This is a genomic window from Bradyrhizobium sp. SZCCHNR1051, assembly GCF_032489615.1.
In the GTDB taxonomy this organism is placed as follows: Bacteria; Pseudomonadota; Alphaproteobacteria; order Rhizobiales; family Xanthobacteraceae; genus Bradyrhizobium.
Genome location: NZ_JAUEYJ010000005.1, coordinates 218,742 through 233,065 on the forward strand (window position 1 = coordinate 218,742; position 14,324 = coordinate 233,065).

General features: G+C 60.1%; 8 protein-coding genes. 4 read left to right on the forward strand and 4 right to left on the reverse strand.

The features are described 5' to 3' along the window. Positions 1 to 15: 15 nt before the first annotated feature. The gene (locus QW868_RS07960) at positions 16 to 3,483 is read right to left on the reverse strand and encodes an STY4851/ECs_5259 family protein (protein ID WP_315715105.1); all 3,468 of its coding nucleotides are present in this window, start codon (positions 3,481 to 3,483) and stop codon (positions 16 to 18) included. A 530-nt stretch (positions 3,484 to 4,013) separates the two neighbouring features. Between QW868_RS07960 and zorA the strand changes: the two genes are divergently transcribed. From zorA to QW868_RS07980, 4 genes are read left to right on the forward strand one after another with little or no spacing between them, the layout of a single operon-like run. Continuing rightward, the gene (gene zorA / locus QW868_RS07965; protein WP_315715104.1) at positions 4,014 to 5,999 is read left to right on the forward strand and encodes an anti-phage ZorAB system protein ZorA; all 1,986 of its coding nucleotides are present in this window, start codon (positions 4,014 to 4,016) and stop codon (positions 5,997 to 5,999) included. Positions 6,000 to 6,012: 13 nt separating this feature from the next. Beyond that, positions 6,013 to 6,891, forward strand: coding sequence for a flagellar motor protein MotB (locus QW868_RS07970; protein ID WP_315715103.1), 879 nt, complete (start codon positions 6,013 to 6,015; stop codon positions 6,889 to 6,891). Positions 6,892 to 6,923: 32 nt separating this feature from the next. Beyond that, positions 6,924 to 8,285, forward strand: a complete 1,362-nt coding sequence (locus QW868_RS07975; RefSeq protein ID WP_315768069.1) for an EH signature domain-containing protein — start codon at positions 6,924 to 6,926, stop codon at positions 8,283 to 8,285. Position 8,286: 1 nt separating this feature from the next. Beyond that, positions 8,287 to 11,289, forward strand: coding sequence for a DEAD/DEAH box helicase (locus QW868_RS07980; protein WP_315715101.1), 3,003 nt, complete (start codon positions 8,287 to 8,289; stop codon positions 11,287 to 11,289). A 40-nt stretch (positions 11,290 to 11,329) separates the two neighbouring features. Here QW868_RS07980 and QW868_RS07985 read toward each other — a convergent pair whose 3' ends face one another. The 3 genes from QW868_RS07985 to QW868_RS07995 all read right to left on the reverse strand — a co-directional run bounded on the left by QW868_RS07985 (position 11,330) and on the right by QW868_RS07995 (position 14,314). Next, positions 11,330 to 13,378, reverse strand: coding sequence for a 3'-5' exonuclease (locus QW868_RS07985; protein ID WP_315768071.1), 2,049 nt, complete (start codon positions 13,376 to 13,378; stop codon positions 11,330 to 11,332). Between the two features lie 341 nt (positions 13,379 to 13,719). Continuing rightward, positions 13,720 to 13,986 carry a conjugal transfer protein TraD gene (locus QW868_RS07990; RefSeq protein WP_315715099.1) on the reverse strand — a complete coding sequence of 89 codons (267 nt, stop codon included), beginning with the start codon at positions 13,984 to 13,986 and terminating at the stop codon, positions 13,720 to 13,722. Position 13,987: 1 nt separating this feature from the next. Beyond that, positions 13,988 to 14,314, reverse strand: coding sequence for a conjugal transfer protein TraD (locus QW868_RS07995; protein ID WP_315715098.1), 327 nt, complete (start codon positions 14,312 to 14,314; stop codon positions 13,988 to 13,990). Positions 14,315 to 14,324: the final 10 nt, after the last annotated feature.

The window sequence follows — 14,324 nt, forward strand, 5'->3', positions numbered from 1 at the left end:
AATCCGGGACCATTCTTAGCTGTAGAAGTCGACCAGACGGCGCCAGGCCATCGAAACATAGGCCGGGTCCTCGCGGAGCGTACGTCGCGCGAGCAGCGCCATCTCGCGATCAAGCGAGATCCTCCCTCTGGCGCTCGCTGCCAGGAGAACCGGCGCAAAGAGACCCGCAAAGTCCGCATGAGATTTGGTTTCAATCTCGCCGGGAAGTCTTAGGCCCTTCGACCGCAATCGGTCGGCATAGTCATTTTGCGGCTCGTCACTGCGACTGGACTGAGAAACGATATAGCCATTTGTCAAGTCACTAAGCGACGGCGTCTCCTTTGAATTCTTTAAATCCGTCCCCGACAGACCGGCGAGCCCGAAGATCTTTTCAAGGGCTGGTTCCAGTTCAGTCAGTTCGTCGCGAAGGCGGCGAAGCCGCGCGGCGGCTTCGCCGGCAGCTCTCTCCGGGCCGAAGACATCTTTGAGCGCTTGTGCAAAAGATATGTAATCGTTCTGTAGCGCGCTTTGCCATGCAGACATGGGCAAGCCGAGCCAGAGAAACGGAAGCTCATTCTGCAGCGACCAGACGGTGCCCTGCTCCTCGGCGTCGCGAGCATTCAGCAGTAGGCAAACCAAGGCCTCAGGGTTTGATGGCAATAGCTTCAACGCGTCAAACGCGCTGGGAGGTAGACCATTTAGATTGGTCGCTACGTCTAGCAACCAGGTGAGGTCGTCACTTTTGTTTTGTACGCGCGCCAACTTTGACAGCGCTGCCGCAATTTCCCGTTGACGAACGTTGAAATCCGCAATCGTGAGCGTTGATACCAGATCCCCACCATACATCGCGGGCATTCCCGGTCGCATGATCGGGACCGGTCGCGATACGACGTCTACGCCATCCCGCAGATAGATGATGCAAAGACCTTTGCAGCGCTCGGGTATACGCCATCGTCCATCACTCTCGGGTTCAAGCGCGTGCTCTCGCCGCGGATCTAGGATCATCTTCGCGACTGGGACAGCTCTCAGAGAATTAGTCGGGAGGGAATATCGCACGATACCCGCTTCAATCGTGAGCTTGTCCAGTCGATATCGGCTGATTCGGATTGGTGGACGATTGTCACCGATGAATTCGAGCTCCACGAGGTCGTCCTGACCTGGCAACGTGGCAAGCATCTCGTCAATCGAGCTTCGCAATGTCCCGAGAGGAAGCTCGCCATCGACATCCGTTCTCAGTCCAGTCGATTTTGCTCCCTTCGGCGCGAGATGAATGCCTTTGCGATGAGGTGATATAGCTAACGCCCCGCGTAGCGAGCTGAAGTCGATCCGGGAGCCAGGCGTAACGAGAGAGCTGTTGGCAAGAGCGATGGCCGCGTTGCGGCCGACGAGCGAAACGACCACCTCAAGGGCAGGACCGGCCGGCGGCCGTAATCGCATCGGAAGACGATATGTCGGGCGTCCGGCGAATCGAAACCAGAGTGTAGATGCATCCGCCTGCCCAACGGTGCAGTCTGCGTCCCGAAGGGATGCCGACCACCCAGCAAGGCCTTGAAGACGTAGCTCGCCGCTGACTGCGTCCTTCAGAACACCGCTTATGCGCGCTCCGCCCGGAACAAGCGCGAGCAGGCGCTTCTCGATCTGAAAATTGGCAGTTGGATCACGCCAGGAGAGCTCGATTAGGCCGACTCCCTGGAGGGGTCCGGACAGCGCCCCCCATTTGCCACCCGGGCATCGAACGAACAATTCGCCACTCACAGGCGGCCGAGGCTGCCTTCCCTGCTCTCGGATCCGCACATAGGCAGGTGTTGGCACAAGCTCGCAACGATCATCGGCGAGATCGATCTCCGCCGCCGTCACGGAGCTGATTTCGAGGTCACGGTCGACGCCGTCCGTATCTGGTTCCACTTTGAAACGACTGGATTCGAAATCTCCGCTCGAAAAGTAGGTCGCTCCAGCGACACAAACGAGCCGGCGTCCCAGCGAAGAGATCAATGTTTCAGTGACTGAGGTCTCAGAGGACGGCTCCACAATCCATTCGGCAGGAACCAATGCGTAAAGTGTCTTCGCCGGCGAGCTCACCGAGCCAGCCCGCAAGAATCGGAGCAGCGGTTCCTGAGGTGTCGATCCCTCGTCCTGTTGGAACACCAGGATATCAGACCGCAGGGCTTCACCTCCTGGCCAAGTCCAGTGGCACGGCGCATGATCGGGCGAGGTCACGGTCGTATTGACCGGTGCACTGAATGGAAAGCCCGTCAGGAGCTTGCCTGTCCGCGCGAAGGGACGGACACGCCAAAGCCGAGGTTCTCCGACAGGAGGCTCCATCAGCGCCAGCTCGCCAGTGAGGTGATTGCCAAGCTCTCCCATTGGAATGACCCGCGCTCGGCTCTGGCCCGATAGCTCCGGCAATTTCGACGCCTGAATTTCGCCATCGGCCAATATCTGCACCGCAGGAAGCCATTCGCCGCCCCTCTTAACCAGATAGCGCCTGACCTCGACGCCGTGAGTGACCGGACCGCTCATTCTCTCGTTGAGCAACCCGGTCAGAAGCTCGGCTGCGAGCGCCTCGTCTTCAGCTGGGAGATAGATCGGCAGTTCCTCGCGCCAGCCCGGGCATTTCGCATCGAGCATCAATGTATTTCGGACGCCGGGGGCACCTTCATTCTCTGCGATATGCCGAAGCAGCAAAAGGCTCTCCGCGAGTTCAGAGCACAGCGCGACGAACTCATCGCGCTGATACCCCTTACGCATACGCCCGCGTTCTTCCTCAGCAATCGCGAGAACCTCGTCTTCGGTACTCACTTTCGACGCGATCGCCCTGCGCATGATGATCCGAAGGTAATCCTTCAGCCAGCCCCGTTCGCCCTCGGCTAGAATCCTGACGGGAAAGCCTCCTTCGAGGGCCAGCGTCAGCAAGAACTCGCGCCCGTGCGGACCTCGCCGGAGCTCGCGGCGCCAGAATTTCAAACCCAGGAGGGTCAATTGCTGTTTGTTGGAGTAGGCAAGCCAGGGAAAAATGTCTGGAGCCAGGTCATCCCAGCGGTGAAATGTGGAGTTGGATTCACGCCTGAACCATTCGGCGCCAAATGAAACGAACATCGCACCTGAATGACGATCTGGATTCGCTAGACGACCCGTCGCCGCAAGTTGCCGAAGGATGCCCTTTGCGTCTTCATATTCGCCATCAGTCATCCGATAGCGATAAAGCGGCCGCTGATCGGGTTCAGCCAACCTCCTGGCATTCAGAAATGTCCAGATCCATTCGCCTAGCGAGCTCCTGGGTCGTCTGGTTATTGGGTCCGTGGCTACAGAAGCTGACTTAGAGAAGCGCGCTTTCGCCACCTCCATGTGTAGTTCGGAGGCCTGATCGCTGTCTCGTTTCTTCAGCTCGTGGTTCAGGGCTTCGAGAACGTTCGGATCATCACCTTGCTGCTCAAAAATCTCAGCAAGGCGCTTGTCACCCAGCTGCGAAAGATCAGTAAGGCTATCCCCCGAGGCGCCGGACATCTCACACTCTCCCTAAGGTAGAATGCACGAACCCGTCGGGAAAGAAAGCGGGTCCCGACATGTTTTGGGGGGAAATATAGCTTGGGGGCGTCCCTCTTTTGTCCAACGTCTTGGCATCCACATACCAGTGAAAGCCCGCGAGACGCGAAGGCTTCATGCGATGCATTTTCATCCGAGACTGCTTTGGCAGCGGCACGGAGATGGGGAGACAATACGTTGCTGTTGCTTTCAGTCTCCTACTCCTGACGGGATGCCACTTATCTGAGACTCAGACCCACCAATGGCGCCACGTGGGCTGGATCAGAGATAGCTGCGACCACCCGATAGCAAGGCCCGAGCAAAGACGATCCCATCTTCGGAAGCGGTGGCCGTGTTGTTGGTGGGCCTGCCTGTAAGCCCCTGCAATACCTTGCCATATCGGCCCAGAAGTTTTCCCCTCCGATGTGGCGGCCACGCGCATGTTCGCAACAACGGTTGTCCTTTAAGCCCTCTACTCGTAAGCTGCTGAAAAGGTCGATGGGGGGTTCAGGTTGAGAGTCTTCGCGTCAGCAACGCTGTGGAGCGGTATAGTTCGTTTTTTGCTGTTCTGGAGCCTCGTGGGCTTTGGGCTGACTGCCGTTTCCCACATAACGCCGTACTCGAACTGGCAGCTTGTCGATAGCGTTTTGAACGAGGTTCGTGCCGGTGATATCGACCATGTCGCCGAGCAAAGCTTCGCGTTCGCACTGTCCTCGGCAATTGTTCAGCTCGCGCTCGCCTTTGCATTCGCGATCTTCGTTGCGCATGTGCTGCTGCTTCGGGCCGCCCTCTACACCGCGAAACGGGATCTCGGCCCGGACAGAGATCTTCGCGGATTCGCGACAAGATTCGACGCCATTTCTGAGAGGCTTGCGCAAAACGCGATCGTTCGACATGCTTGGCGCCAATTCGAGCAGACTGCCATCCGCAGGGACGACGCTGTACACAACACCGTTCGTCCCCAGAACTTCATAAACTTGGCCGACGCGCGCGAATACCTTTTTGGCCTGAAGATGATGGGCTCGATCCCAGGCTTCTTCGTCGGCCTCGGCCTGCTGCTCACGTTCATCGGGTTGGTGCTCGCTCTAAACAAGGCGGCGGCGAGCACCGGGGCCCACTCGGCCGAAGCAATGACGAACTCCTTAAGCGAATTGCTGGCGGCCGCCACGTTCAAGTTCTCGACATCGATTGCAGGCCTCGGATCCTCACTACTTCTTTCTCTGCTGTTTCGCTCATATCAGATTTGGATCGAAGGGGCCTTCAATGGATTTGGGCGGGCGCTCGAAGAGCGGATGATATTCCAGCCGCCGCAGCGGGTCGCTGCCGACTCGTTGAACGTGCTTGCGGCCCAGCGCGATGAGCTCAAGCAGATCAACAGCGAGGGCTTCTTTGCGCGCCTTGGCGATACCGTCGCTCCGCGACTCCAGCACGCCATGCAAGATGCAATCAGCCCCATTTCTGAGACCCTGGATCGCACCGTGAAAACGCTCGCCCAGACGTCGCAGACCGGGGTCGACGATCTGGTCCGTACCTTTATGGAAAGCCTCAACCAGGGGGCCGGCCGCGAGCTGACAGAGGTCGCCCGGACGCTGACCGGACTAAGAGAAAGTATCGAGCGGACGCAGAAGGACCTCGCTGGCTCAGGCAACGACTTCTCGAGCAACCTCGCGAAGGCTGCCGATACCATGACCCAAGTCGTCACCGACGCAGCGCGGGCGCTCGGCGGCTCCGCTACGGGGGTCGCCGGAGCCGTGGACGCCGCAATGGCGAGCGTCGTCGAAAAGCTGGAGGCGCAGACCTCCGCGTTCGGAACAGGACTCGCGACACTCCAAGCCGACATCGGCGGACAGATGCGAGAGAGCGCACGCGTGTCGCGCGAAGCAGGCCAAGAGACCGCGGCGGTTGTGCTCTCGAGCATGCGCGAAGTGGTCGCGAGTTTGCGTGACGACATCGGACAGCTATCGGGCACTATTCGCGCGGTCTCAGGCGCCATTGCCGGCCAAACGGATCAGATTAATGCCGTCACCGCTCGCTCGCGCGACACCGCAGACGCTTTCGGCCGAGCGGCCAGCGATGTCCGTTCGGCCAGTCAGCCGCTGCTCGTTCATTCGGAGCGCGTCGCCAACTCCACCGACCGCATGGCAGCTTCTATCGAGAGCTCCGTCGGAGCGTTGTCGGTGGCAGAGGACGCCGCTCGCTCCGTCGCGGAACAGCTTTCCGCCCATCTCACTCAGATCGGGCGCGTCTGGGACCAGTACGAGGCGCGCTTCAAGAACGTAGACGAGGACTTCGGTAAGGCGGCAGACCGTTTCCATACGGAGGTATCACGTCATCAGGAAGCGATGCGAGACTTCGTCAAGGACATCGATGAACATACGAAGGAGATCCTGAGCAAAGTTAGCAGCGCCGTGGCAGGCCTCAACGAGAGCGTTGAAGCGCTGCATGAAACGATGGATGGCTTTCTCAGAACGTTTCCTCCAGCCCAAGCGGCAGAATAGAGGATGAATTGTAATGGCTCTTGAACAGGACGCAGGTGCGTCAGAGTTCAACCAGGGCGAAAACTATTTCGTTTCCATGACCGACATGATGGTCGGAATGCTGTTTATCTTCATCATCCTTCTCATGAGCTTCGCTTTGGCATTCAGGCAGCAGACAGACACGCAAGAAGTCAAGACCCAGGAGCAACAGGACAAGATCGAAGTTGCCAAGGAGGTCGGGCGAAAGCTTGATGAGCTCGAAACGCGTATTAGCCGGCGCATGCACGAAATTCAGGAGGCAAGTCAACTCCGCTCGCGCCTCCTGACAGAGCTTCAGATCCAGCTGCGTCGAGAAGGCTTGGCCGTCGAAGTCGTCGACTCCAGCGGCGTGCTTCGACTGACCGAAGAGGCCGTTCTGTTTCGCTCAAACGATACTACTCTCTTTGGGCAAGCAAAGACCAACGTCGATAAGATCGCGCGCGTGCTCGGGCGTATTCTGCCTCCATATGCGGCCTGTCTAATGACGCAGTCCGGCCCCTCATGTCCGAAGAAGAGCGCCCCCTCTCTAGAGACTGTTTTCGTCGAAGGCCATACGGATAGTACTGGTCCTGACGATTCGAACTGGACATTTTCGACGTATCGAGCCGCGAATACATACCGCGAGCTGATGGCGGCATCGCCAGATCTAAGACAGATGCTCAATAGGGCTCAGGAAGAGATCTTCTCGGTCGCTGGATACTCCTCGACGCGCCCCGTCGATTCTGCGGCCAACGACATTGCTCGAAAGAAAAATCGCCGAATCGATCTGCGCTTCGTGATGGACACGGATCCATCGCCAGGGCTGCAAGACATGCGTGCGTTGCTCCTGAGCATGCGAACAACGATCCAGGAACTCCGGGGTTCGCCACCATGAGCTTGCGCGGAGCCCTCGCCGGTGGACGGCTTATGGTACAGCCCTTGCCAGCCACCAGCCGCACTGCCCGTCTTGCGGCGGCCCTTTCGGCAACCGGCATAGGAATGGACAGGAGGCCGACGGCCGATCTTAACACCGTGGCGGATCGGTTCATTCTATCAATGCGAAAGGGCGACGAGCCCGTTCCCGGCGATTGGAATAAGATCGCGTGGTGCCTTTGGACGACGCGACCGGCGATTGCCGAGCATGACCAAGCGCTCGATGCGGTACTCGGTCGAGTGGCCCGCATGGAACGGGCGAGACCCTATCGCCAGCTTGCATCGGCGTACCTTGCCGATTTCGCACCCGATCGACCGCGCCTTGATCGCGTCGCGGGCGTTCTTGCCGCCTTCGCACCGAAAGCAGGAAGCCCCTGGGACCGTGCACAAACAAAATTCGGCATTTTCGACTGGAGGGAAGGGGCATTTCGGATTGCACGTACAGCGTTAAACGAGGAAAGGAACGTGCAACAACTTCTTGAATCGGCAGGTCTCGGCGGCGCACTGCGTGAAGGCGGCTTTGCCAAGACGGTTCACGACATCGGGCTGCATCACCTCTGCGGGACGACGGTGACGAGCGCCACTAGTCGCCTGGAAATCATCCGCCGCTGGTGCCTTCGAGCGGATGACACGTTCATTTTCAAAGATTGCAGCGCAGGCTTGGCTCGAGCCGTCGTTCTCCCGTTTGGCGATCGCGTCCCGCCCGCCGTCGATCGTGATCTCCTGGTCGGCTTTCTCGTCGGCAAGTTCGGCGACCCGAGGGTGGCCCCTGGCCGTTGGATCGGAATGGACGATGTCGCAGAGATCTTGAAGCGCTGGCTTACCGAGCAGTCGCTACGGCAATTCTTCGACGTGCTCGACAAGATCGCCCAACCGTCTCATTGGCGCTATCGTCGCGCATTCTGGCAAGCGTACTTCGATCATAAGCCGTCGCTGATCCGAAATGCCTGGGTCGTGTTTGGCTCTGATGGGGCTGCGGAAGCAAAGCGTTCCTTTGGGGATGCCGTTCGGTTCGGAGTTTTCCGCAGTGGCGGGCGCAAGCAGGTGCTCCGCGGACACGCGGTCTTGCTGATGGATCTCGGTCAGTGCGTCGTCGCGGATTGGAGCCACACCGGATATTGCACAATATGGCCAAACTCAGACCCGACTCGGCCAAGGAATATGAACGCCGAAAGCTACACGACGAGCGATGTCGGGCGCCCGCTTCCTAAGGACCTGAGCGAAGCCAATCTCAATCGGCACGACATGTTCAGCCATGTCGGATCGGAAAACTACGTTTGGCAGGACCGTGTCGCGGGCCGGCTCCTGGAAATGATCGGCGTACGGATCCCGCAGTACGCATACCGTGTGCGCTGACATGGCGGCCCGCTTTCGCAGCCGGATCGATCTGAACGGCATTCACGTCTCGCTGGTGCACGCGTCGATTTTCGGCAAGAAATCACCAATTCGCTACGCTGACTGGGACGATATTGCGAACGATCGCCGCGTGCTCAGAAATGTCAAAGACCTAGTTGAAGACGGCGCGGCCACGGCTACGGACACTGAGGTGCTGCTGCCATCGGTGGTGGCTGCGACGCTCAGCCCTGAGATCGCCGATGGCATCGGCCTTCCCCCGCTCGTTCCCCTCGGCCTTGCTGTCGCGTTGGACGGACGGATCGAAAGCCCCGAGGGGCGCATTCATCTACGCTGGACGGACAGATCCGGCCGGCAGCTACGACCGGAACGAACGGGAGTCCTCTTACGATGGGGCGAGCAGGCGGCTCGTCTTTCCGCTCCGCTATACCGTGTTGCGGAGGCTGCCGAAGCATATAACCGAACGAAGGGGCGCCCAATTGACGAGCGCGTGGCCGGCTGGATGCCGATGCAAACGGCCTTAGCCGCGGCTACCGACACCGAGGTACAGCGCGACGGCTACCTCGGCACGTTCACGCTATATCAGGCTGGCTCGTTCGCGTTGGATATTCAGCAGGTCGAGGAGGGCATCGACTTCACGCCGATCCTTATGAGCCGCCAAAAGCCGGCCTCACTGCTCGACGAGGCGCCGGCCGACGACTTGCGCGATCGCCTCAATCCGTCGGGGGAATCCTACACTGGCTCCGAGCTGCGTGATCCCCTCAGCGACGCTTTGCTCTCCTCCGAAGACCATCGAGCTTTCCTCGAGCAGGCAATCAGAAAATCAGGTGCTACGAAGGACGCCTATGTGCTGGGAAAAAACCGTTACGTTCTAATCGATGCCGCGTTGAAACGCGCGCTCGACGTCGTAAAAGCCAAACGGAGTGGCCCTCAGGAAGAGCGCCTTGCGTTCCTACGCAATCCGCGTGCAGTCCTCTGCGAAGCTCTCGGGTCGGACACCGACGAAACTTCGACGGCCATCCTTTTCATCGACACAAAGAACTATTCCGACCGCGTCGATAGTCTGGGCATTTGGCAGCGGCCGTACCTGCCATGGCTCACGCGGGCACCAAATCAATGGCTACCCGAAGCCGGCTGGGTCGCCGACGGATCGCCGGTCGATCCGCCGCCGCTCAGCGTCGATGAGCTCAAGAAACTCGAAGACGAGGTGGAAGCGGCGGAGGCAAGGGGCGATCCACACGTCGTCATACGCGGCATCCCCATCCCCCTGGACGCAGCCCCGAAAGTCCTGGAGGACGAGCGACGACGGACCGCGACCGCAACGGATCACGTCAAAGTCGGTTCGGCCAAGGCCGACTCCAAGCCAGCGGAGCGGCTCGTACTGGTGATCAAGAAGACCAATTTCGATGGCAAGGACTATTTTCTAGCCTTGAGGCGCCGCGAAGCGCTGATTGAACCAACTCCGCCGACGGATCGTATGGGTCAAACACCGCTAAAACTTCACCAACACGAGGGTTTCCGCTGGCTGGTGAGTGCTTGGCGGGCGGGTTGGCCTGGTGTGCTCCTCGCGGATGATATGGGCCTGGGCAAGACTTATCAGACACTCGCCTTCCTAGCGTGGATCAAGAGCAATTCTCGGAACGCGAGACGACGCGGCATCGGGTCGGTGGCCGACGGGCCTTTACTCGTGGTCGCGCCCACGGCACTTCTCAAGAACTGGGAAAGGGAATGTGCCGAGCGCCTGTCGGTCGTTGGCCTCGGCCAGCGGATCGACGCGTACGGCCATGCGCTGCGAAAGATCAAGCTCGACCCTTCGCATCGCGACGAGCCGGGGGAGACACTCGATGTGGCGAAGCTGCGCGGCTCGGATTGGATATTGACAACCTACGAGACGCTGACCGATCACGAGCGCGCGTTTGCGAGAATACCCTATGCCGTCGTCGTGTTCGATGAAATGCAGAAGGTAAAGGCGCCGGACACGCTCAACACCAAGGCAGCGAGAACACTCAACGCCGACTTTGTCTTGGGATTGACTGGAACACCGATCGAGAACCGGATGGAAGACCTGTGGTGCATCTTCGACCGCCTTGTTCCGGGCTACCTTGATGACCTCAAGACCTTTTCGAGGACGTACCGTGAAGATGCGCCCGACAAGCTGACCGAGCTCAAGAAGGCGCTCGACACGCCAATTGACGGGGCTCCCGCGGTGATGAAGCGGAGGATGAAAGTCGACATTCTAGACGGCTTGCCCAACAAGCGCGAACAGAAATACGCCACCCCGATGCCTCCGGAACAGGCGCAGGCCTATCGCGAGCTGATCGCTGAAGCGCATAAGGGCGACAAACGGGCGCCCGGATTCATGCTTCGTATTCTGCACGAGATGCGCGGAATCTCCTTGCACCCGCACGATCCTGCCGGCGCCGACACGTCCGAGAGGCTGCGATTCGAAGCGTTCGCTCGCCAGTCGGCCCGATTGTCGACCACGATGCAGATCTTGCGAGAAATTGCGCAAAGACGCGAGAAGGCGCTGGTATTCATCGAAGATATCGCCATGCAGGAGGTCGTCTCGAAGGGCGCCGCAAGGTTATTCGACCTCGAACGTAGGCCAGCGATCATTAACGGTGGAACACCTGGCGAAAAGCGTTTGGCAATCGTCGATGCTTTCGAGCTATCGCGGGACGGTTTCGGTTTGCTCGTACTCTCACCGAAGGCAGCCGGCGTCGGTCTGAACATCGTCTCCGCCAACCACGTGATCCACCTAAGCCGGTGGTGGAATCCGGCCGTCGAAGATCAATGCAATGATCGTGTCTATCGCATCGGCCAGACAAAGGCTGTCACGATCCATCTGCCTATGGCGGTCCATCCCGACTTTCCGGGGGGATCGTTCGACGAGGCGCTTGATCGCCTCATCGAGAAGAAGCGCCAGCTTTCACGGCATATGCTGGCACCGCCAACGAGCCAAGGCGACGTCGAGACTTTGTTCGGCGGAGCGGTTCCGGGGTCGTAGACGCACCCCAGTGGGTGGAAACGCGGCGCTGCAGCGATGGCTACTTTGTAACGTGGCGGATGAAGCGTGAGGGCTCGTCTGACCACGAGACGAGCAGTTGGTCGCGCGCCCGCGTGCAACCGACATAGAGAAGGCTCAGCTCGCGTTCTTCGATTAGCCGTTTCGCCTCTGGCTCCTTCGCCGCGTCAAGCGCCTGGTGCAAGGGCAGTTGCGCGTCGTTGCACGACACGACGGCTACCGCTCGAAACTCGAGCCCTTTCGCAGAATGAAGCGTGGCCAGCGTTACGGTTCCCCCCTCAATCTCCTGATCCACCGACAGCCAGGCGCAGTTCAGGCCGACGCGGGCGAGTGCCGGTCTAGCACGCTCCTCCAGCGCTTTCCGGGTGCGGGCGAATATCGCGATCTCGGCTGGAGCGATGCCTCGCTCGCGGGCCGCCGCGAGCCAAGTTGCCAAAATTTCGATCTCGCCGGAAAGATCTGCCGCGCTCCTGATTTCCGGGTCCGGACCGCGCAACAAAGACAGCGTCTCGCGTTCCTCCGCTACGTCGTCTACCTCAGTCACGTGCGCCGGCAGAAGACCATTCGAGAAGCGGTGGATTTCGGCGCTGGTTCGGTAATTGACTTTGAGACGCTGCGCACGGCCGCGGACGTCGACACCAGCCGCAAACCAAGAGAACGGCCACCGAAAAATGCGCTGCCCGACATCTCCGGCGAAGAACAGTGCCCGTGGGCCCGGCGTCGCGAGCGCCGCAATGAGCCGCAACTCACGCGGCCCGAGATCCTGTGCCTCGTCGACGACCACATGCTGAAATGGCCGCGTACCCGCGGCATCGATGCGCTCCCGCAAGCGGTCGCAAACCTGGCCGAATGTGTGCAAGTTACGGGCTGCCAAGCCGCCAATCACGCCGGCGAACACGTCCCATAGTCGCCTCCGGATCCGTGACGACAGCGCCATACCACGCCCTATGCGTGGTATGTCGCGATAGCCCTCAAACGACGAAATGCCCCAGAAGTCGATCACCGTATCCCATTCGGCACGGAGAAATGGGTCGTCGAACGCGGCGTCTAGATTGCCGCGAGACTCGGCGATCAACTGATCGATCGTGCGGTCATCCGCGATGGTCAGTTTTCCGAAGCGTGACGCATGCCCATGCGCGTAGGCGTGAAGGTGGGCGACATCGACCCGAGCGCGCGCGCTGGAAGCAGGACCGAGCAATGTGTCCATGCCCTCCGACAGCCGCGAGGCCAGCACCTTTGAGAAGGTCGTTAGCAGGATGCGGCCGCCTTGCGACTGATGGGCAAGATTCGCGGCACGATGCATTGCCACGACGCTCTTGCCGGTGCCGGCGGCACCGCATACGCGTGCCGGTCCATTGAAATTCCGGACGACCGCTGCCCGCTGCGACGGGTGGAGAAACACCAGCCATTCGGCCCAAGGCTTTTCCAGCGCCTGCGCAAGTGCCTCCTCGTCAGTCGCCACCCAAAAACGGCGCTGCGCATCGGGATGGGAGAACGGATCAGCGATACTAAGGTCGGCCGGACGGGCAGCTGGCCGTTGTCCCGTTGCCAGCGCCCAGAGCGCCTCGCGAGCCTCCTCCGGCAAGCGAGGCAGCAGATCGAGGAAGCCGTCATCGTCGACACCGCGCAGGAGATCGAGATAGCTTGCAGGAACCCCAAGACTCAGCAGGTAGGCCGGATCCTCGTTCGCAAGAATGCCTGGACGTGGTACTTCTCGCGTGACGACCCGGATCTCCTCGCGGACAATCTCCGCGATCTCGACGATCTGCGCGGCGCCGGTGGTCGCGTGCACCTCGAACTTGCGTCGCTCCGCCCACGCATAGGCATCGTCATGATGCCCGACGTAGCAGAATATTGACCGACCGCCGTCCTTGAAAACAACGATCCTGAGATCGCGGTTGACCCGAACCGTCCAAAATCGCTTGTCGCGCGCCCGGTCAATCCGGTGCAGCGAAAGACCGGGCCGTGTCGCATCGGCCAGGTAGTCGAACGCAACCTGCTTCGCTGCCGCCTGCTCGGCGGCCGGCAGACGATCGAGGCTGCGATTGAATGTCAGGGCGAGCTCGAGCATCACACCGCAAACACCTTGAGCACCAAATCCCTATAGTGGTTGATCAACTTGACGGCAATCTTGCCTGTCTATCGGCACCCTCCGACGGTTGCTTTTAGGCTGGCGTGAAACAGTGTTCGACATTTGTTCCGGAATTATTGATCTCGGCTTCGCGAGCCTGCGCCGGACAGAGCAACGCCAAAGCGGATCGACGGCAAGAGCGGATTCCTTCTGCTGCGATCGCATTCGCAGATGAGTTTGGCGCATCGTGAATTCGGCCGCCGCCGCTTCCCGCACCAGTCGCATTATCCAGTGTCGCTCCGGGCGTGCAGTCGCTCAGCTGATATGCGATTTGTGGCGCGTCAGCGACGAACTGCTGGAACACTTCGATCTGTCTCCTTGTATGTTGCCGGGTCGGCCTCGAACGCCTGCTTCCCCTTTGCGGCCCACAGCGCTCGCGCCCGTTCGCCATGACTGCCTCTGAGCTTGTCGGCCATCCAAAGCAACGCGCCGAGGACGGTGGCCCGATCATCGCCGGTCAGGTCCACTATGCCGGCTTTGACGACGAGCCCGCCGAGTTCGATGAGTTGCCGCGTCCGCTTGCGGCGCTCGACCTGCCACGTGCGCATGTCATGCCGCGCCCTTGCGGACTGATGCCGGTTGCGCGCTGCCCGGTTGCGCCAGAGGGCCGTCCGTGTCGCGGACAGTTGCCGGTGCATTTCGCCGCGCTCGTCCCTGAAAAAACATGGCCCCGCGCCTGGCCCAAGCCTCCTTCTTTCCGGCATCTTTCGTCTCAGTCAGCACGATCAGGCCGCCCGCCAGTTCATCGACGCTGAGGCCATCTGCCCCGGTGGCGATGACCAGTTCACCGAGCTGCTGCACTTTACGGCTCTTGAGGTCACGCGCCTTGTCCCCAAGCGCCTTGAGTTCGGTATCAAAGTCCCGTGGTTTGCGCATCGTCGTCTCC

Bases quoted from the DNA above. Each gene is read 5' to 3' on its own strand.
- QW868_RS07975 (WP_315768069.1), top strand. From the start codon at position 6,924: ATGGTACAGCCCTTGCCAGCCACCAGCCGCACTGCCCGTCTTGCGGCG.
- QW868_RS07995 (WP_315715098.1), bottom strand. From the start codon at position 14,314: ATGCGCAAACCACGGGACTTTGATACCGAACTCAAGGCGCTTGGGGAC.
- QW868_RS07980 (WP_315715101.1), top strand. From the start codon at position 8,287: ATGGCGGCCCGCTTTCGCAGCCGGATCGATCTGAACGGCATTCACGTC.
- QW868_RS07960 (WP_315715105.1), bottom strand. From the start codon at position 3,483: ATGTCCGGCGCCTCGGGGGATAGCCTTACTGATCTTTCGCAGCTGGGT.
- QW868_RS07970 (WP_315715103.1), top strand. From the start codon at position 6,013: ATGGCTCTTGAACAGGACGCAGGTGCGTCAGAGTTCAACCAGGGCGAA.
- QW868_RS07985 (WP_315768071.1), bottom strand. From the start codon at position 13,378: ATGCTCGAGCTCGCCCTGACATTCAATCGCAGCCTCGATCGTCTGCCG.
- QW868_RS07990 (WP_315715099.1), bottom strand. From the start codon at position 13,986: ATGCGCACGTGGCAGGTCGAGCGCCGCAAGCGGACGCGGCAACTCATC.